Source organism: Haloferax sp. Atlit-10N, from assembly GCF_003586325.1.
In the GTDB taxonomy this organism is placed as follows: domain Archaea; phylum Halobacteriota; class Halobacteria; order Halobacteriales; family Haloferacaceae; genus Haloferax; species Haloferax prahovense.
The window spans coordinates 167,959-186,221 of the sequence record NZ_PSYX01000003.1 but is presented as its reverse complement, the minus strand read 5'-3'; the positions used below and the strand labels follow the sequence as shown (position 1 = coordinate 186,221).

The window sequence follows — 18,263 nt, the reverse complement described above, 5'->3', positions numbered from 1 at the left end:
AAAAAGCGGGCTGGCTCGCCCCTTCAGTCGAGGAGCGACCGCGCGATAATCTCCTTTTGAATCTCGCTGGTCCCCTCGTAGATGGTCGTAATCTTCGAGTCGCGGTAGTAGCGTTCCACGTCGAAGTCGGTGGTGTAGCCGTAGCCGCCGTGGACCTGCACGGCCTCGTTCGTCACGTCGACCGCGGCCTCGCTGGCGAAGTACTTCGCGATGGACGCCGCGGTCCGCGGGTCGTCGCCGGCGTCGGCGACGCGAGCGGCCTCGCGGACGAGCATCCGCGAGGCGTGGACCTGCGTGCCCATGTCGGCGATTTTGTGGCGAATCGCCTGAATCTTCGAGATGGGGTTGTCGAACTGCTCGCGCTCGTTCGCGTAGTCGATGGCGTCGTCGAGCGCGGCCTGCGCGAGTCCCACGGCCTGCGAGGCGATGCCGATTCGGCCGCCGGTCAGGATGCGGAAGGCGGCGGAGAGTCCCTTGCCCTCCTCGGTGAGTCGGTTTTCCGCAGGGATGCGAACGTCGTCGAAGAGGAGCGCCGTCGTGTCGGAGGCGCGGAGGCCGAGTTTCTCCTCTTTCTTGCCGACCTCGTAGCCGGCCTCCTTCGGGACGAGGAACTGCGTGACCGACGACGGGTCGTCGGGGTCGGTCTTGGCGAAGAGGATGCAGACGCCGCCGCGCTGGCCGTTCGTTATCCACTGCTTTTTGCCGTTGATGACGTACTCGTCGCCCTCTCGTCGGGCGACCGTCGACATCTCCGCGGGGTTCGACCCGGCGTCCGGTTCGGAGAGTCCGAACATGCCGACCGGCCGGCCGCGAGCCATCTCGGGGAGCCACGTTTCCTTCTGCTCCTCGGTAGCGAACTCGGCGATGCACTCGGTCGCGAGACAGTGCACGGAGAGCGCGGTCGCAACGGCGAGTTGGCCGTAGGCGACCTCCTCGTTGACGACGGCGTAGGTGGCGCGGTCGGCGCCGAACCCACCGTACTCCTCGGGGACGGTCAGACCGGTCAGGTCGAGTTCGGCGAGGCCGTCCCACACGTCCTCCGGGAACGTCTCCGTCTCGTCGGCCTCGCGCGCGGTCGGGCGAATCTCCTCGACGGCGAACTCGTGGACCACGTCGCGGATGGCCCGTTGCTCGTCGGTCAGACCCGTGGCAGACCCTACGGTTTCCATGGTGATGAGTACGGACCATCATTGAAAAAGATGATTGAACCGCCGGTCGTCCGTCGGGCGTCAGCACGCCACAGTATCGGTGGTCAGAGTCAACTCAGTCGCGTAAGTACGCCAGCACCTCGTCGGCCGGCGCGCCGAGACCGCCGCCCTGCGCGAAGGTCGGCCCGCCGCCGCCGCCGCCGCCGAACTCGCCTGTCACCTCGGCGACGACGTCGCCGGCGGCCGCGTCGCCGGCGCTAGCGACGACGACGAACGGCGCGTCGGACTCGCCGACGGCGACGACCACGTCCGCACCGTCGCGGGCCTCCTTGGCCGCGTCGCCGACCTCGTTCGCGTCGAAGCCGGAGACCGCACCGACCCGCCACGTCAGTCCGTCGCGTTCGACCGTCTCGAAGTCCGCAAGTCGGGAGCGCAGTACCTCGGACTTCAGGTCGGCGAGTTCGGATTCCAGTTCTTCGCGCGCGGCCGCGACAGTGGCGGCTGACTCTCCGAGACCGTCGAGGTTCGTTCCGAGCGCTCGGGCGGCCTCGTAGGCGGACGTTCGAACTGCGGCACGGCGGTCGATAGCGGAGGCACCGACCGCGAACTCGACGCGGGTGAGTCCCTCGCCGGGGTTCGACCGACCGAGCACCTCGACCGACCCGATTTCGACGGTGTTCGAGACGTGCGTCCCGCCGCAGGCCGCCCAGTCCCAGCCGTCGATGGAGACGACCCGGACGGTTTCGGACTCGGCAAAGACGCCCTCCTCGGTCTTGACGTTGAACGCGATTTCCTCGCGCTCGCGGGCCTCCGAGACGGGAATCTCCTCCCACGACACCTCGCGGCTGTCCCACACCGCTCGATTGACGAGACGCTCCAGTTCGACGAGCGCGTCGTCGTCGACCTCGGTCGAGGTCTCGAAATCGACGCGGACCTTCTCCGCGGAGATGTCGAAGCCGCCGTAGCCGAGGTCGTCGAAGATGCGGCGACCCGCGCCGTAGAGGACGTGACTCGCGGTGTGCGCCCGCATACAGTACGTCCGGAAGTCGTCGTCGACGACGCCGGTCACCTCGTCGCCGACGCCGAAGTCGGGGTCGGCCGCGAGGTCGTGGACGATCGTTCCGTCGGCTTCGCTTCGGACGTGTTCGACGGCGACGCCGCCGAGAACACCGCGGTCGGCGGGCTGACCGCCGCCTTCGGGGTAGAAGTACGTCTCGTCGAGGACGACCGACCGACCGTCGACGCGCGTCACCGTCGCGTCGAACGCCCGGACCGTCGGGGACTCGGGTGCGAGTGAGTCGGACATATGCGCGTCGAGACGCCCGACCGAGAAAAATCGTGCTACTCGTCGACGAGGGTCACGCCGAGGCGCTCTTCGAGCGCGCGGATGGCCGAGCCGCCGATGTTCGCCCGCGTGGCCCGGCCCTGTTCGATGGCGAGCAGTTGCTTCTCGTCGAGTTCGAGTTCGTCGGCGAGGTCGGAGAGTTGGAGGCCGGCGTCCTGCCGGGCGGACTCGACGACGCCGCCGTAACCGGAGACGAGGTAGGGGAGCCGGTCTTTCTCGTAGTTCGTCCCCTTTTCCTCCCAGTGTTTGGAGTCTCCCTTCGCGCTGTCGTACATCTTGGCGGTGCGCTGGGCGGCGCGCTTCTTGCGGTTCCGCTCGGAGCCGTCGCGCGAGGCGTCGGTCGACTCGCTTTTTCGGTCCGCGTGGCGGTTCTCGCCGTGCGGCGCGCAGTCCGGACAGACCAACAGGTCCGCGCCGGCCACGTTCGCGCGCCGGAGCTTCGCGGTGCTGCGACCGCAGAGTTCGCAACTGTCGCCGTCGCCGCCGCCACCGCCCCGGTTCGTCGAGTACTTGGCCATGCCGCGTGTTACTCGTTCGACCCTTTTAAACTCGCGGCACGGGACGGCGGTCGATGGTCGAAGTCGGCGGCGGCACGGTCGCTGGCCGGTGAATAACGAGACGTTCAGAGAGGTGTTCCTCAGCGAGGAGCAGGGCAGAGAAACCCAGAGAGGAATCTCTCAGGGATGTAGTTTCGTGGAAGGATTGTGCGTGGGTGATGTCCGTGTAGGGACGTCACCTGCATCTTGCGATGCGTGGGACCGGATTTGAACTTCCGAGACTCGCTTCGCTCGTCTCGACGTTCGAATCCGGCGAGCCGGATTCTCACCGGCGGACCGCTACAGGACAGCGCTCTCGCTGTCGGGGTGCAACCAGCCAGAGAAACCCAGAGAGGAATCTCTCAGGGATGTAGTTTTGTGGAAGGATTGTGCGTGGGTGATGTCCGTGTAGGGACGTCACCTGCATCTTGCGATGCGTGGGACCGGATTTGAACCGGCGGACCTCTACAGGACAGCGCCCTCAACGCTGCGCCGTTGGCCTGGCTTGGCTACCCACGCTCGCTGTGTCTTGCTGCACTCTCGTTTACCCCGCGGTAATTTAAATGACTTTCCTTTCGACTCGGCAATGTCGGGCGTTTGCAGGCGCCGTGCCACGGGCGGGCGACAGAACGATTTTGGCCTCGCAGCACCGGGATACGCCTATGGAGTTCCGAGCACGCGACCACGTCCGCGGACTGACTGCGATTCTCTCGGTGCTGTCGCTCGCGCTCGTCTTCGGGGCGGCGCTCGGCGCGATTCCTCGCGCCGCGATTCCGACTGCTCCCGAGGCCGTGCTGAACGCGATCCCGCACGTGAACGCGGTCATCAGCACCGTCGCCATCGTCACCATCCTCGCCGGCGTCCGGTTCGTCCGCCGCGGCGAAATCGAGCGCCACCGGCGTATGATGCTCGCCTCGTTCCTCCTCTTTGCGACGTTTCTCGTCCTCTATCTCTACAAGGTCGTCGTCCAGGGAACCGCGGAGTTCCCCGGCCCCGACGTGGTCTACCAGTTCGTCTACCTCCCGACGCTGGCGGTTCACATCCTCTTGGCCGTCGTCTGTGTCCCCGTCGTCTACTACGCTCTGCTGTTGGCGCTGACGCGACCGATAACCGAGGTCTTCGGGACGGAACACGCCCGGTTCGGCCGCGTCGCGGCCTCGCTGTGGCTCGTCTCGTTCGTCCTCGGAAACGTCGTCTACGTCCTCCTCTACGTCGTCTACTGAGCGGGGACGGCGAGCGCCGTCGCTCGGGCGTTCAAAGGGAGTACCCGTCCGACGCCCGCGGCGGGGCGCGCGACCCGAGGGCCGCCGATTCGGACGGGCGGTAGTACGTGGTGCGACCGGCAGGTCACAGAGACGGGATGTGCGGGCCCTCCCGCGGCGCTCCACCACCCCGTCGATTCGCACTCCGTACTCCGCTCGCAACCCGGTCCTCGGCGAGTCGGAGTACGGTTCGAACAACGGGTGCGAGAGACAAGAAAGACCCCGTTGATTATGCTATCGAGGCTCCCGCTGACTGTCAGACGGAGCGACAGGTTGGGCGTGGGGGGACGAACGGGAGCGGAACCGGCGGGGTCCGGAACCGGAACTCAGTCGCTCAGCGGCACTTCGGCACCGACGACGGGGCGACTCACGTCGCGGTCGGTCTCCTCGCCGTCGATGTCGTACGGGTACTCGCCGGTGACACAGCCGAGACAGAGGTCGGCGCGGGACTTTTCGAGCACTTCGGCGACGGCGTCGATAGAGAGGTAGCCGAGACTGTCGGCGTCGATGGTGTCGCGGACCTCCTCGACGGACTTGTCCGAAGCGATGAGTTCCTCGCGGGTGGCCATGTTGATGCCCATGTAACAGGGCGCGACGATGGGCGGCGCGCCGATGCGCATGTGGACCTCGGTCGCACCGGCGTCGTACAGCAGTTGGACGAGCTGGTTCGAGGTCGTCCCGCGGACGATGCTGTCGTCGATGAGCGTCACGGACTTGCCCTCGACGGTGCTCTTGATGGGGTTGAGCTTGAGGCGGACGGCGCGCTCGCGCTCGTCCTGAGTCGGCATGATGAACGTCCGGCCGACGTAGCGATTCTTCATCAGTCCCTCGGCGAACTCGACGGTCGCGTCGTCCTCTTGGGCGGCCTCCGCGTAGCCGGAGGCGAACGCGCGGCCCGAGTCGGGAACGGGCATGACCACGTCGGTGTCGACGCCGTTTTCCTCCCAGAGCTTCCGGCCGAGCCCGCGGCGGACCTCGTAGACGAGCGTGTCGTTCATCACAGAGTCCGGGCGGGCGAAGTAGATGTGTTCGAAAAAGCAGTGGGCCGTGTTGTCGCGTTCGACCAGTTGATACGAGTCGAAGCCGCTTCCGTCGGGGTTGAGGACGACGAGTTCGCCCGGTTTCACGTCGCGGACGAGTTCGCCGTCGAGCGTGTCGATGGCTGCCGACTCGGAGGCGAGCACGTAGCCGTCGTCGAGTTTGCCGATACAGAGCGGACGATTTCCTTCGGGGTCACGCACGCCGAGGACCGTCTCGTCGTGCATGATGGTGAGCGCGTACGAGCCGTGAATGCGCTCCATAGTCCGCTTGACGGCGCGGACGAGGTCCTCTTCGAGGAGATTGCGCGCGAGGTCGTGGGCGATGACCTCGGTGTCGCCCGTCGAGGTGAAGGCGTGACCGAAGTTCTCCAGTTCGTCGCGGAGTTCGTTGGCGTTGACGAGGTTACCGTTGTGCGCGAGCCCGAGCGACCCCGACTTGAACGAGACGGCGAACGGCTGGGCGCACGACTTCGACACGTCGCCGGCGGTGGGGTAGCGGACGTGGCCGATGCCCGCCTCGCCCTTCAGGCCGTCAAGGTCGTCGGCACCGAACGCGTCGCCGACGAGGCCCATCTGGACGTGACTGTGCTGTTGGAACCCGTCGTGGGTGACGATGCCTGCGGACTCTTGGCCCCGGTGCTGGAGGGCGTACAGCGAGTAGTACAGGGGCCGTGCGGCGTCTCGACCGCCGAGTGCGACGCCGACGACACCGCACTTCTCGGTCGGTCCGCCGATGTGGTGGTGGGAGTCGTCCCGCCCAGTTACCATGGAAGATGGTAGAGAGTCGAGGGGGTAAAAAACCCGTCCTTATGCAGTAACTACGGGTTCAGGAACCGGCAAATATACACATGGGTGCATATCTCGGACGCGGTGGTGACCGCTCGGTGGGGCGGGAATTCGACGAGAGCGGGAGATGCGCTGCATGGACGGCGAGGGCTGAAAACGGAGGTAAACCAACCCAGCCGAGAGCGGTGACGAGATGAAGTGACAGTTCGGGAAACCGGAAAACACGAGGAAGGAACTCGGGTGGGACGGGCGGGGAGCGACGCCGTACTCGGTGCTAGCGAGTGTCACGGGCGCGGGGACAAACCGGGAGTCAGGAACGCGGGTTCGTTCTCGCCGCAGACGGCGAGAGAGAAGACAGAGACGGTCTGAGACCGTCGAGAGTCGTTAGTTGTCGCCGGACTTCGACTGCCAGGCGTAGCTCCGACGCTTCTTCGACTTACCGAAGCCGCAAGACGAGCAGACCTTCTTCTTCACGTGGTAGGACTTCTCGCCGCAGCGACGGCACTTGACGTGCGTCGTCTTGTTCTTCTTTCCTTGGCTAGGGGTTCCTGCACCCGTCATGCTTTGATGGTGACGACGTTATCGCCGCGTATAATGGTTGTGTCTTGGACTTGCTCGAGTTCGATATCCCCGGGCACGGTGTCTTCGTCCAGCGCTTCTTCGAGTACGACGTTCATGTGCTGGTCGTAACCAGCGAGGACGCCGAAGTACGCGTTTCCGTCCTTGAGGAGAACCGTCACCGGCTCGTCGAGTGACGCTTCGAGGACGTCGAGGGGTCGGCCGCTCATGCATCAAACCCGTCTCGTAGTTATCTTAAATGTGCCGGACCGACAGTGCGAGATGGCCCTCGAATCCGATCGTCCGGGTCGAAATCGTCGTCGAACGGAGGAAAAACCCGGCTCACGTGAGACTTCCTCTCACGATCCCGGGCGTGCGGGCGCGGTGAACCCACGTGGTTTTTAGTACCCCCGTGAGTAGAACTCAGTACCAGAAACCCGCGGGTAAGTGCGGGCGCGCCCAGTTCGACCGGTTCGGGCCGTCTCGTACGCGGGGTCATTCGACCGACGAGCTGCAAGACGCCGGGGCCGGTGGCCCCCAGACACCCGTCTTTCCGTGAGCACCTTCGCCACATCGTGGCTTTCGATGCTCGGAATATCGAGACACAAACCATGGAAATCGAAATCGCAACCATAGGCGGATACGAAGAAGTCGGCCGTCAGATGACGGCTGTCCGTGCCGGAGACGACGTCGTCGTCTTCGACATGGGTCTCAACCTGTCGCAGGTCCTCATCCACGACAACGTCGAGACCGAAAAGATGCACAGCCTCGACCTCATCGACATGGGCGCTATCCCGGACGACCGGGTCATGAGCGACCTCGAAGGAGACGTGCAGGCCATCGTCCCCACGCACGGTCACCTCGACCACATCGGTGCTATCTCCAAGCTCGCCCACCGCTACGACGCCCCCGTCGTCGCGACGCCCTTCACCATCGAACTGGTGAAACAGCAGATCGAAGGCGAGAACAAGTTCAACGTCAACAACGACCTCGTCAAGATGGAAGCCGGCGAGACGATGTCCATCGGCGACTCCGGCAACGTGGAACTCGAATTCGTCCACGTCACTCACTCCATCATCGACGCCATCAACCCGGTCGTCCACACGCCCGAGGGTGCCGTCGTCTACGGTCTCGACAAGCGCATGGACCACTCGCCGGTCCTCGAAGACCCCATCGACATGAAGCGCTTCCGCGAAATCGGTCGCGAGGGCAACGGCGTGCTCGCGTACATCGAAGACTGTACGAACGCCGGCCGGAAGGGCCGCACGCCCTCCGAGTCCGTCGCGCGCCGCCACCTCAAAGACGTGATGACCTCCGTCGAGGACTACGACGGCGGCATCGTGGCGACGACGTTCTCGTCGCACATCTCCCGGGTCTCCTCGCTCGTCGAGTTCGCCAAGGACATCGGCCGCCAGCCGGTCCTCCTCGGTCGCTCGATGGAGAAGTACTCCGGCACCGCCGAGCGCCTCGGCTTCGTCGACCTCCCCGACGACCTCGGGATGTACGGCCACCGCAAGTCCGTCGACCGCACCTTCAAGCGAATCATGAAGGAGGGCAAGGAGAACTACCTGCCCATCGTCACGGGCCACCAGGGCGAGCCCCGCGCGATGCTCACCCGCATGGGCCGCGGCGAGACGCCGTACGAGATTGAGGACGGCGACAAGGTCATCTTCTCGGCGCGGGTCATCCCGGAGCCGACGAACGAGGGCCAGCGCTACCAGTCCGAGCGCCTCCTGCGCATGCAGGGCGCGCGCATCTACGACGAGATTCACGTCTCGGGCCACCTCCGCGAGGAGGGGCACTACGAGATGCTGCAGGCGCTCCAGCCCCAGCACGTCATCCCGGCTCACCAGAACCTGAAAGGCTTCGCTCCGTACGTGGACCTCGCGGAGAGTCAGGGCTACGCCCTCGGTCGCGACGTCCACGTCACGCGGAACGGCAACATGATTCAGCTGGTGGAGTGATGACTCCCGACGCGACGGAAAAGCGGGTGCTCGAGGCGATTCGCGAGCGGCGCGAACTCGTCAACGACGCGCTCGACGAGGACGTACCGATGGCCGAGCCCGAACGGCTCTACGAGGCCTCCCGGTACCTCCTGAAAGCCGGCGGCAAGCGTCTCCGGCCGACCGTCTCACTCCTGACCGCGGAGTCGCTCGCGGACGTCGAACCGATGTCCGAGGACTACCGGGCGTTCCCGACGCTCGCGGGCGACGCCATCGACGTGATGGTCGCGGCCGTGAGCATCGAGGTCATCCAGTCGTTCACGCTCATCCACGACGACATCATGGACGACGACGACCTCCGTCGCGGCGTCCCGGCGGTCCACAAGGAGTACGACAACTCGACCGCCATCCTCGCCGGCGACACGCTGTACGCCAAGGCGTTCGAACTCCTGACGAAGACCGGCGCTGACCCGGCCGACGGCCTCGAAGCCGTCCGCCGACTCGCGACCACCTGCACGCAGATCTGCGAGGGGCAGGCGCTCGACATCGAGTTCGAGCGCCGCACCGAGGTGCTCCCCGACGAGTACCTCCAGATGGTCGAACTGAAGACGGCAGTCCTCTACGGGACCGCGGCCGCCGTTCCGGCGGTCGTCATGGGCGCAGACGACGACGTCGTGGAGGCGCTCTACCAGTACGGCATCGAGTCCGGCAGCGCGTTCCAGATTCAGGACGACGTGCTCGACCTGACCGTGCCGTCGGAGCAGCTCGGCAAACAGCGCGGCTCCGACCTCGTGGAGAACAAAGAGACCATCATCTCCCTCCACGCGCGCCAGCAAGGTATCGACGTAGACGACCTCGTCGACGCCGAGACGGCCGAGGAGCTCACCGAGGAGGCCGTCGAGGCCGCCGTCACCGAGCTGAACGAAGCGGGCAGCATCGACTACGCCCGCGAGATGGCCGAAGACCTCACCGAACAGGCCAAGTCGCGGCTCGACGTCCTTCCGGACAACGAGGCCCGCGAGCTGCTCTGCGACATCGCGGACTACCTCATCACCCGCGGCTACTGAGAGCGCGACGCGCCCGCGAACCGCGGCCACGAGGATTTCTCTTCGGTCCGTCCGTCTCCCGAGCCCCGCCGCCGTAACGCATATCTGATCTGGAGTGCTAACATCCCACGTACCCCTGCCCGCGCGAGGTCCCTTCCCCGCAATCCGGGCCTGTTTTTAGGCGCGCCGCGGAAGCCAACGGTAATGGACGACGAGCTTCGAGAGCGCATCGAGCGAGAGGCCGAAAAGCACGCGCTTCTCAACGCGGTCAAACACGACAGCGACGCCGACGTGGGCGCGATTATGGGCCCGCTGATGGGCGAGAACCCCGACTTCCGACAGCACGGCGGCGAGATTCCGGGGCTCATCGGCCCCGTCGTCGCCGAGGTCAACCGGCTGTCTGCGGGCGAAAAGCGCGACCGACTCGAAGACCTCGCGCCCGAGGAACTCGCCGAGATGGAAGCCGAGGAGGAAGCGGACGACTCGCTCCTCCCCGACCTCCCCAACGTCGAGGCGGACGACGAGGTCCGCATGCGCGCCGCGCCGAACCCCAACGGTCCGTGGCACCTCGGCCACGCCCGCATGCCCGCGGTCATCGGGACGTACAAGGAGATGTACGACGGCTCCTTCATCGTCCGGTTCGACGACACCGACCCGGAGACGAAGCGGCCGGACCTGACGGCCTACGACGCCATCCTCGACGACATCGACTACCTCGGGTTCGAGCCCGACGACGTGATTCGCGCCTCCGACCGGGTGAAGACGTACTACGACTACGCCCGCGAACTCATCGAGATGGGCGGCGCGTACACCTGTTCGTGTTCGGGCGAGGAGTTCTCGAACCTGAAGAACGACGGGAAGCCGTGTCCGCACCGCGACAAGGACCCTGAGACGACCCGCGAGGAGTTCGAGGACATGGTCGAAGGCGAGTACAGTTCGGGCGAGATGGTCCTCCGCGTCAAGACCGACATCGAACACAAGAACCCCGCGCTGCGCGACTGGGTCGCCTTCCGCATGATAGACACGCCGCATCCCCGCGAGGAGGCGGCTGACTACCGCGCGTGGCCGATGCTCGACTTCCAGTCCGGCGTCGACGACCACCTCACGGGCGTCACCCACATCATCCGCGGCATCGACCTGCAGGACTCCGCGAAGCGCCAGCAGTTCGTCTACGACTACTTCGGCTGGGACTACCCCGAGGTCGTCCACTGGGGCCACGTGCAGGTCGACGCCTACGACGTGAAGATGTCGACGTCGAGCATCAAGGAACTCATCGACTCGGGCGAAGTCGAAGGCTGGGACGACCCGCGCGTGCCGACCATCAAGAGCCTCCGCCGCCGCGGCATCCGCGGACAGGCTATCGTAGACGCGATGGTCGGTCTCGGCACCTCCACCTCGAACGTCGACCTCTCGATGTCGACGGTCTACGCGAACAACCGCGACCTCGTCGACGACGACACGGACCGCTACTTCCTCGTCCGCGATGGGACGGAGTTCGCCGTCGAGGGCGGCTCCGACAGCGCCCACCCGCCGCTCCACCCGAGCTTCGAGGAGCGCGGCACCCGCGACATCCCCGTCGGCGACAGCGTCCTCCTCGAATCGGGCGACGTGCCCGCCGAGGGCGAGCGCGTCTGGCTGAAGGGCTTCGGTGCGGTCCGCCGCGAGGGCGACTCGCTCGTCGCCACCGGCGACGACCTCGACGTGGTCCGCGAGGGTGACGTGGCCGTGATTCACTGGGCACCGACCGACGGCGTCCCGGTCCGCATGCGCACCATGGACGGCGACGTGACGGGCGTCGCTGAACCCGACTTCGGCGACGTACCGGCGGACGAACTCGTCCAGTTCGAGCGCGTCGGCTTCGTCCGCGTGGACGACCGCGGCGACGACGAGACTGTCGTCTACTTCGCGCACAAGTGAACTGAGCGACGGACAGTCGCTCTCGACACGAACACTCGTTTTACCCACCCCCGCCTAAGGGGCGGTATGACCCTCCTCGACCTCACCCGACGCGTCGAGACCGGGATGCCGACGTACCCCGGCGACCCGCCCGTCGCAGTCGAGTCGCACGCCGACTTCGAGGCCGACGGCTACCGCGTCTCGCGGCTCGAACTCGGGACTCACGCCGGAACGCACGTCGACGCGCCCGCACACACCGAACCGGACGGCGCGACCCTCGACGACTTCCCGGTCGAGGAACTCCGGTTCACCGCTCGGGTCGCCGACTGCCGAGACGCGGGCCCCCGCGGTCGAATCGGGCCGGACGCGATTCCGGAACACCTCGAACCGCGCGTGGACTTCCTCGTGTTCCGAACCGGCTGGGAGGACGAGTGGGGTACGGAGCGTATGCCCGACCACCCGGCGCTCGCGCCCGAGACGGCTCGGGGCTGCGCAGAACGGGGGCTCTCTGTCGGCATCGACGCGCTCAGCCCGGACCCGACCGGCGGCGACGGCGTCCCGGCGCACCATGCGATTCTCGGGGCGGGACTGCTCGTCGTCGAGAACCTCCGCGGATTGGACGCGCTGCCGACCGACCGGACGTTCGACTTGTACGTCATGCCGCTGCGCGTGGACGCCGACGGCGCGCCCGCTCGGGTCGTCGCCGACGCGGAGACGGGACTGATTCGGCGTCGAGACGAGCGGTAACTCGGGAGCGAAGCGAAGTCGGCCGGCGTTAGAGCACCACGACGAGGACGAAGCCGACGAGCATCGAGAAGGTCAACAGCGCCTGCACCGCCGCTGTGGCGAGGACTCCGACCGTGGCGACGAGGGCTCGCCGACCGCTCTCTTCCGCGTCTTGGTGTTCGAGATATTCGAGGGCGAAGACCGTGCCAGCGACGCCGACGAAGATGCCGAGCGGGCCGATGAGGAACATGAGCAGGAAGCCGGCGACTCCGGCGACAATCGACGTTCGGGTCGACGCGCCGCCGAACCGCGCGGCGACCATCCCGCCCGCGTAGTCGGTGACGAGCGCGACGAGGCCGACGAGGGTGAGACCGACGAACGCGATGGGCCCGGGGTCCGAAAAGCCGGTCGATACCCAGTAGACGACCACGCCGAGCACGGAGAGGAGCGCGCCGGGGAGGAGCGGAAGCACGCTCCCGACGACGCCGAGGACCAAGAGGGCGAGCGCGACCCAGAGGAACACGTCCATACCGGGGTGGTTCGGGCCGGGGGCTATTCACCCCACCGAGTGGGCGCGTCGAGGCCGCGGCGGAAGGACGGCGGGTGTGACCGGGTTCTAACTCGCGCGCCACGTCGCCCGGGTTCCGCCCGTTCGGGGGATAGTTTATTGCCTCTACCGAAATATGTCACTAAGAGTCATGGCTATCGACCCGCAGTTCGAGACAAACAGGGAGAAGGTCGGAGAGGAAAACGGCGTGGCCGTCTGGGGACCGGTCGACCCGCCGGAGAAACACGGCATCCACGGCACGCACGTCGCGGTGGACTTCGACATCTGTCTCGCCGACGGAGCGTGTCTGGAAGACTGCCCCGTGGACGTGTTCACGTGGGTCGACACGCCGGGGCACCCGGAGTCCGACATCAAGGCCGAACCGACCCACGAAGACCAGTGCATCGACTGCATGCTCTGTGTCGACGTCTGCCCGGTCGACGCCATCGACGTCGACCCCGGGCGAGCGGGACGCATCTGAGGGAAGAAACCCCGATTTTTTGCGGGCGACACCGCCGACAGCGACGTCGATACGCGGCGCGGACATTCCGGTCACCTAGTACAAAAGATTATTATGAATATGAGCTAGCATTAACTGGAGAGTGTTCTCAATGCACATGGTGGTACTTACAAAAGGCGTGCCCGACTTCCGGGAGGGCCAGGTATCGTTCGACGAGGACGGGCACCTCGAACGGGGGAAGACGCCCACAGTGATGAATCCGAACGACCGCTTCGCGCTGGAGGCGGCGCTCCAGACGCGGATTCGACACGGCGGGCGAGTGAGCGTAATGAGCATGGGGCCGCCGGGGTACAAGGAGGTGTTACGCGAGGCGATGGAGACGGTGTACGCCGACGACCTCCACCTCGTCTCGGACCGCGAGATGGCGGCCGCCGACACGTGGGCGACGGCCATCACGCTCAGCGCGGGCATCGAGACGCTCGGCGAGCCGGACGTGGTGTTCGCCGGGTTCAAGACCGCAGACGGGGAGACGGGCCACACCGGCCCGCAGACGAACTGGTGTCTCGACATGCCGCTCGTCACGCACGTCATCTCCCTCGACATCGACGAAGCGGAGGGGACGCTGCGCGCCAAGCGGCTGGTCGAAGGCGATATCGAGGAGATAGAGACCGTCGAGACGGAGCTTCCGGCGTTCGTCGTCGCGGACCCCGAGTTCGAGCCGTCGTATCGGACGGCGGGCGAACGCCTGACGCTGAAGGACCTGCGCGAGGAGACTCGAGCGCGCGCCGAGAACTACGAGGAGCACCTGACGGTGCGGGACCACGCCGACATCAACGTCGACCCGGACTACATCGGCCTCGACGGCTCGCCGACCATCGTCTCGTCGGTCGACCCGATTCCGAAGGCCCCGGCGGAGCGGGAGGCGACGATGGTCGACCCGGAGGATACGGGAGCCATGCAGGACGTACTGGGCGCGATGCAGTCGGCGGTCGGCGACGACGCCGGCGACGCCGCGGCCGCGGGGGGTGACTGAACGTGACCGACTTCGACCCCGGCGACTACGAGATTTCGGAGCTCGGCCCGGCCATCAAGGACATCGACGACCTCGGCGAGTTAGAGGAGATGCTACAGGTGGAACACCGCGGACAGAACCGCGCGCCGGCCATCGCCCTCATCGAGAGCCGCATCGAGAAGTTTTCCGAGGACGACGAAGAACCGGCCGACGCCGACGAGATGGACCTCGCGTCGATGAGCACCGCGGAGGTCGGAAACGCCCTCCAGAGCGTCGAGGAGGTCTCGGACCTCGAATCCCTCCTCGAACGCGAGGAAGCCGGCGAGGACCGCGACCCGGTGAAGCGGCTCATCAGAAGCCGCATCGACTCCGTGAAGGGAAGCGACGAGGAGGACACGGAAATCGAGGTGGATGACCGGACGCCCGAGGAGCGCCACCCGGACCTCGACCATCCGACCCGGGACAAGCGGCACGTCCGGTCGCTCCACGGGGGGACCTACCGCGACATGTGGGTCTACTGCGAGACGCAGGCGGGCGAACTCGTGGACGTGTCCAAGGAGATGCTCGGGAAGGCCCGCGAGCTGATGGACACCTACAACGACGATTACAGTGTCTCAGAGCAGGGCTCGGAGGCCAGCGAGACGGAGTCTCGCGCTGCCGATGAGCGGGTCGTCGCGGTCCTCATCGGCTCCGACGTGTCGAAGCACGTCGAGGACGTCATCGCCTACGGCGCGGACGTGGTCGTCGTCCGCGAGGACGCCCGGCTCGAACGCTTCCAGCACAAGCCGTACACCGAGATATTCTGCGACATGGCCCGCGCGGGGGCCACCCACGATAACTTCGAGGTCGAAGGCGGCCGCGACGAGCCGTGGCGCGACTACGACAAGCCGCGGTACGTGCTGTTCCCGGCGACGAACAACGGTCGGGACCTCTCGGCGCTCGTGCAGGCCGAACTCGACTCCGGCCTCGCCAGCGACTGCTCGGGGCTCTACATCACGGAGGAGGTCATCTCGAACCCGGTCAAGACCGGCGTCGCCGGCGAGAAAAAGGAGTTCCAGCGCGTCCTGCACATGAAGCGCCCGGACTTCTCCGGCTTCGAGTACTCGACGATTCTCTGTATCGACAACCCGACGCGGGAGTTTCACCCGCAGGGCGCGTCGGTCATCCCGGGGAGCTTCGACCTGCCCGAACCCGACGCCGAGCGCGAGGGCCTCGTGGTCGAACACGACGCCCCGCTCGACGACGACTGGTTCCGCGTCACCGTCACCGACTTCGACCAGCTCGACGAGGGTATCGACCTGACCGGCCACGACGTCGTCGTCGCGGTCGGCCGCGGCATCGGCGACGACCCGACGAAGGGCATCGAACTCGCCTTGGACCTCGCCGACCAGTTCGAGGACGCCGAGGTTGGCGTCACCCGCGGCATCGTCACGGGGTCGTTCAACTTCGACGGCCACGTCGAGCAGTACACCCACGAGGACAGACAGATCGGCGAGACCGGACAGGTCGTCGCGCCGAAGCTCTACGTCGCGGCGGGCATCTCCGGCGCGATCCAGCACAAGGTCGGCATGGACGAGTCCGACACCATCGTCGCGGTCAACACCGACCCCGACGCCCGCATCCGCGACTTCTCGGACTACTTCATCGAGGGCGACCTCTTCGAGGTGCTGCCGCGGCTGACGACGGCGCTCAAGGAGGGCCGGTTCGAGGCGGCGGTGGCGAGCGACGGAGGGAACACGACATCGGCTACGTCGGGCGAAACGCCCGACAGCGGTTCGGTAGCGGACGACCGAGGTGAGTCACGATGAGCGACTACGAACACTACGAAGCGCTCGTCGTCGGGGCCGGACCCGGCGGCGCGGCGGCGGCCGCGACGTTCGCCAACTACGGCATCGAGACGCTCGTCCTCGAACGCGGCGTCGAGGCCGGGTCGAAGAACGTCTCGGGCGGGCTCATCTACGCCGAGGAGTCCGCGCCGTACACCATCGACGACCTCTTTCCGGGGTTCCGAGAGGCGGCCGCCGAGCGGCCCATCACGAAGTACCGCATCCACAACATCGCCGGCGACAAGGTCGAGTCGTTCGACCTCACGGACCTCCACGAGCACGACACCGAGTGGTCCGACTCCGTCCTCCGGCGAAAGATGGACTCGTGGCTCGAAGACCGCGTCCACGAACGGACCCGCGAGACGGGCGGCGGCCTCCTGACGGGCGTCCACGTCAACGGCCTGCTCCGCGAGGAGGGCCGCATCGTCGGCGTCACGCTGGACGAACTCGACCCGATAACCGCCGACATCATCGTCGCGGCCGACGGGGTGAACTCCGAACTCGCCCGCGACGCGGGCCTGATGGACTGGGACGAGCCCGACGAGTGGTTCCAGGGCGTCAAGGCCGTCGTCGACATGCCGGAAGACGCCATCGCCGACCGGTTCGACGTGGCGGACGACGAGGGCGCGGCACACCTGTTTTCTGGCGACCTCTTCGAGGGCGTCCGGGGCGGCGGCTTCCTCTACACGAACCGCGACACGCTGTCGCTCGGGACGGTGTTCCATCTCGACAGCCTCGTCGCGGAGGAGGCCGAACCGCACCAGCTCCTCGACGCCCTCCTGACTCACCCGCTTCTCGCGCAGTGGCTCGGCGACGACTACACGGAACTGGAGTACAGTGCGAAACTCGTACCCGACTCGAAGAAGGTCGCCCTGCGCGAACCGCACTTCGGCCGCCTGCTCCTCGTCGGCGACGCGGCCGGCCAGATGCAGGCGCAGGGGCCGATAATCAAGGGCATGAACCACGCCGTCACCGCCGGGGCGCTCGCCGCGGAGTCGTACGCGCAGGCTAAATCGCGCAACGAGCCCGAAAAAGCGGGGACTCGCTACGCCCGCAAGCTCCGGAGCGAGGGCGTGATGAAGAAGCTCCGGCCCCGCGGCTACGAACTGCTCCGCGGCGTCGCCGAGGACGACGGCGTGACCGACGTGGTCGACACCGTGCTCGCCTCGGCGGTCGGGCGCGCCGGCATCCGCGCGCTCTCGGGGCGGCTCGAACGCCTCTACAACGTCCCGACGCTGTCGGCGCTGATGCCGGACACGCGGACGCCCTACGTCACGCTCCCGACGGTCATCGCCGAGGAGTTGGGGACGCGGGTCCGTGACCAGAGCTCGGTGACGCCGCCGGACCTCGAAGCCCGCATCGGCGGGTTGACCTACGACACCGACATCGGCAACCCGCACATCACGCTCCGCGACGAGTCCTACGAGGCCAGCGGGGCTGCGGTGGCGGCCTGTCCCGTCTCGGCGGTCGACTTCGGCGGCGGCTGTTACCGTGAGGAAGTCGTCCGAACCAACGGCTCGGAGGAGCGCGTCGTCAGCCTCGACACCCAGCCCTGCGTCGAGTGCGGCACCTGCGCCGTCGTCGCCGACACCGAGTGGACCCACCCACGCGGCGACAAGGGCGTCGAGTTCAAGTGGGGGTGACGGGGGTGAGACGATGAGTCGCGACGTGGCTCAATCGAAGTCCCGCGCCGTCGCCGACGGTCGCGGTGCCGAGGAGCGACACCCCGAAGACGTCCGGTTCGGGGAGCGCGCCAGAGCCCTCGCCGCCGAGGCGCGAGAAGCGCGGGAGTCGTTCGACCCGCCGCCGCCGTCGGCCGCGGACCAACGCGCGCTCGAATGCGCCCGCGACGGCGTCGGCCCGGCGGTCTCGCTCTACGTCAGCGCGCGGACGGGCGACCGGCAGGTCTCCTTCACCGGCGAGGAGTTCGAGCTCCTCCACCGGGCGATGAACGACTGGCTCGACATGTACGCCCGGTGCTACGGGGTCGACCTCGACGCGGACTTCACGGTCCGCGAGGCAGCCGAAGTCCTGCTGCGGACCCACGACGTGCTCGACACCGCCCAACTGCTGACCTGTGTCCCCGAGAGGCGCTGAGGTCGGCGCACGGACCCCGATTCACCCGTCGGCTC

General features: G+C 66.8%; 17 protein-coding genes and 1 tRNA gene. 10 read left to right on the top strand and 8 right to left on the bottom strand.

The window, feature by feature from the left end; translation table 11 throughout:
- Positions 1-23 precede the first annotated feature (23 nt).
- The 4 genes from C5B91_RS11660 to C5B91_RS11645 form a co-directional block, all read right to left on the bottom strand.
- Entirely contained in the window at positions 24-1,169 is a 1,146-nt protein-coding gene (locus C5B91_RS11660; protein WP_008095045.1) for an acyl-CoA dehydrogenase family protein, read from the bottom strand.
- Between the two features lie 94 nt (positions 1,170-1,263).
- The gene (locus tag C5B91_RS11655; RefSeq protein ID WP_049967818.1) at positions 1,264-2,454 is read right to left on the bottom strand and encodes a serine-tRNA(Ala) deacylase AlaX; all 1,191 of its coding nucleotides are present in this window, start codon (positions 2,452-2,454) and stop codon (positions 1,264-1,266) included.
- 35 nt (positions 2,455-2,489) lie between these two features.
- Positions 2,490-3,011: a multiprotein-bridging factor 1 family protein gene (locus tag C5B91_RS11650; RefSeq protein ID WP_049967819.1), complete on the bottom strand. Its 522-nt coding sequence runs from the start codon at positions 3,009-3,011 to the stop codon at positions 2,490-2,492.
- A 452-nt stretch (positions 3,012-3,463) separates the two neighbouring features.
- Positions 3,464-3,548: transfer RNA gene (locus tag C5B91_RS11645), tRNA-Leu, on the bottom strand.
- Between the two features lie 143 nt (positions 3,549-3,691).
- On the opposite strand from C5B91_RS11645, the gene C5B91_RS11640 reads away from it, so the two are divergent.
- Entirely contained in the window at positions 3,692-4,252 is a 561-nt protein-coding gene (locus tag C5B91_RS11640; protein WP_115819357.1) for a DUF420 domain-containing protein, read from the top strand.
- 365 nt (positions 4,253-4,617) lie between these two features.
- Here the strand turns inward: C5B91_RS11640 and purF are convergent, their stop codons facing one another.
- The 3 genes from purF to C5B91_RS11625 all read right to left on the bottom strand — a co-directional run bounded on the left by purF (position 4,618) and on the right by C5B91_RS11625 (position 6,905).
- Complete coding sequence (purF, locus tag C5B91_RS11635; RefSeq protein ID WP_008095037.1) at positions 4,618-6,099, bottom strand: amidophosphoribosyltransferase; 1,482 nt, start codon at positions 6,097-6,099, stop codon at positions 4,618-4,620.
- Between the two features lie 402 nt (positions 6,100-6,501).
- On the bottom strand, positions 6,502-6,678 hold the full coding sequence (locus C5B91_RS11630) for a 50S ribosomal protein L37e (protein WP_004042936.1): 177 nt from the start codon (positions 6,676-6,678) through the stop codon (positions 6,502-6,504).
- Positions 6,675-6,905, bottom strand: a complete 231-nt coding sequence (locus tag C5B91_RS11625) for an LSM domain-containing protein (protein ID WP_004042938.1) — start codon at positions 6,903-6,905, stop codon at positions 6,675-6,677. Before C5B91_RS11625 ends, C5B91_RS11630 begins: the two co-directional genes overlap by 4 nt.
- A 381-nt stretch (positions 6,906-7,286) precedes the next feature.
- Here C5B91_RS11625 and C5B91_RS11620 point away from each other — a divergent pair, with 381 nt between their 5' ends.
- The 4 genes from C5B91_RS11620 to C5B91_RS11605 all read left to right on the top strand — a co-directional run bounded on the left by C5B91_RS11620 (position 7,287) and on the right by C5B91_RS11605 (position 12,307).
- A complete protein-coding gene (locus C5B91_RS11620) occupies positions 7,287-8,639 on the top strand; it encodes a ribonuclease J (RefSeq protein ID WP_008095031.1) in 1,353 nt (450 codons plus the stop codon).
- On the top strand, positions 8,639-9,685 hold the full coding sequence (idsA3, locus tag C5B91_RS11615; protein WP_008095029.1) for a geranylfarnesyl diphosphate synthase: 1,047 nt from the start codon (positions 8,639-8,641) through the stop codon (positions 9,683-9,685). Before C5B91_RS11620 ends, idsA3 begins: the two co-directional genes overlap by 1 nt.
- 183 nt (positions 9,686-9,868) lie before the next feature.
- Positions 9,869-11,581 carry a glutamate--tRNA ligase gene (locus C5B91_RS11610; RefSeq protein WP_008095028.1) on the top strand — a complete coding sequence of 571 codons (1,713 nt, stop codon included), beginning with the start codon at positions 9,869-9,871 and terminating at the stop codon, positions 11,579-11,581.
- Positions 11,582-11,647: 66 nt separating this feature from the next.
- Complete coding sequence (locus tag C5B91_RS11605) at positions 11,648-12,307, top strand: cyclase family protein (RefSeq protein WP_008095027.1); 660 nt, start codon at positions 11,648-11,650, stop codon at positions 12,305-12,307.
- Positions 12,308-12,335: 28 nt separating this feature from the next.
- Here C5B91_RS11605 and C5B91_RS11600 read toward each other — a convergent pair whose 3' ends face one another.
- Entirely contained in the window at positions 12,336-12,815 is a 480-nt protein-coding gene (locus C5B91_RS11600; RefSeq protein WP_004974612.1) for a DUF456 domain-containing protein, read from the bottom strand.
- 169 nt (positions 12,816-12,984) lie between these two features.
- Between C5B91_RS11600 and C5B91_RS11595 the strand changes: the two genes are divergently transcribed.
- The 5 genes from C5B91_RS11595 to C5B91_RS11575 all read left to right on the top strand — a co-directional run bounded on the left by C5B91_RS11595 (position 12,985) and on the right by C5B91_RS11575 (position 18,228).
- Complete coding sequence (locus C5B91_RS11595) at positions 12,985-13,314, top strand: ferredoxin family protein (protein ID WP_004974610.1); 330 nt, start codon at positions 12,985-12,987, stop codon at positions 13,312-13,314.
- 130 nt (positions 13,315-13,444) lie between these two features.
- Entirely contained in the window at positions 13,445-14,326 is an 882-nt protein-coding gene (locus C5B91_RS11590; protein ID WP_049913602.1) for an electron transfer flavoprotein subunit beta, read from the top strand.
- Between the two features lie 2 nt (positions 14,327-14,328).
- Entirely contained in the window at positions 14,329-16,113 is a 1,785-nt protein-coding gene (locus tag C5B91_RS11585) for an electron transfer flavoprotein subunit alpha/FixB family protein (protein ID WP_115819356.1), read from the top strand.
- Positions 16,110-17,774, top strand: coding sequence for an FAD-dependent monooxygenase (locus tag C5B91_RS11580; protein ID WP_115819355.1), 1,665 nt, complete (start codon positions 16,110-16,112; stop codon positions 17,772-17,774). Before C5B91_RS11585 ends, C5B91_RS11580 begins: the two co-directional genes overlap by 4 nt.
- A 13-nt stretch (positions 17,775-17,787) precedes the next feature.
- Complete coding sequence (locus tag C5B91_RS11575) at positions 17,788-18,228, top strand: hypothetical protein (RefSeq protein ID WP_008095023.1); 441 nt, start codon at positions 17,788-17,790, stop codon at positions 18,226-18,228.
- The last annotated feature ends 35 nt before the right edge of the window (positions 18,229-18,263 follow it).

Coding starts and splice junctions, on each gene's coding strand:
- C5B91_RS11660 (WP_008095045.1), bottom strand. CDS start 1,169: ATGGAAACCGTAGGGTCTGCCACGGGTCTGACCGACGAGCAACGGGCC.
- C5B91_RS11655 (WP_049967818.1), bottom strand. CDS start 2,454: ATGTCCGACTCACTCGCACCCGAGTCCCCGACGGTCCGGGCGTTCGAC.
- C5B91_RS11650 (WP_049967819.1), bottom strand. CDS start 3,011: ATGGCCAAGTACTCGACGAACCGGGGCGGTGGCGGCGGCGACGGCGAC.
- C5B91_RS11640 (WP_115819357.1), top strand. CDS start 3,692: ATGGAGTTCCGAGCACGCGACCACGTCCGCGGACTGACTGCGATTCTC.
- purF (WP_008095037.1), bottom strand. CDS start 6,099: ATGGTAACTGGGCGGGACGACTCCCACCACCACATCGGCGGACCGACC.
- C5B91_RS11630 (WP_004042936.1), bottom strand. CDS start 6,678: ATGACGGGTGCAGGAACCCCTAGCCAAGGAAAGAAGAACAAGACGACG.
- C5B91_RS11625 (WP_004042938.1), bottom strand. CDS start 6,905: ATGAGCGGCCGACCCCTCGACGTCCTCGAAGCGTCACTCGACGAGCCG.
- C5B91_RS11620 (WP_008095031.1), top strand. CDS start 7,287: ATGGAAATCGAAATCGCAACCATAGGCGGATACGAAGAAGTCGGCCGT.
- idsA3 (WP_008095029.1), top strand. CDS start 8,639: ATGACTCCCGACGCGACGGAAAAGCGGGTGCTCGAGGCGATTCGCGAG.
- C5B91_RS11610 (WP_008095028.1), top strand. CDS start 9,869: ATGGACGACGAGCTTCGAGAGCGCATCGAGCGAGAGGCCGAAAAGCAC.
- C5B91_RS11605 (WP_008095027.1), top strand. CDS start 11,648: ATGACCCTCCTCGACCTCACCCGACGCGTCGAGACCGGGATGCCGACG.
- C5B91_RS11600 (WP_004974612.1), bottom strand. CDS start 12,815: ATGGACGTGTTCCTCTGGGTCGCGCTCGCCCTCTTGGTCCTCGGCGTC.
- C5B91_RS11595 (WP_004974610.1), top strand. CDS start 12,985: ATGGCTATCGACCCGCAGTTCGAGACAAACAGGGAGAAGGTCGGAGAG.
- C5B91_RS11590 (WP_049913602.1), top strand. CDS start 13,445: ATGCACATGGTGGTACTTACAAAAGGCGTGCCCGACTTCCGGGAGGGC.
- C5B91_RS11580 (WP_115819355.1), top strand. CDS start 16,110: ATGAGCGACTACGAACACTACGAAGCGCTCGTCGTCGGGGCCGGACCC.
- C5B91_RS11575 (WP_008095023.1), top strand. CDS start 17,788: ATGAGTCGCGACGTGGCTCAATCGAAGTCCCGCGCCGTCGCCGACGGT.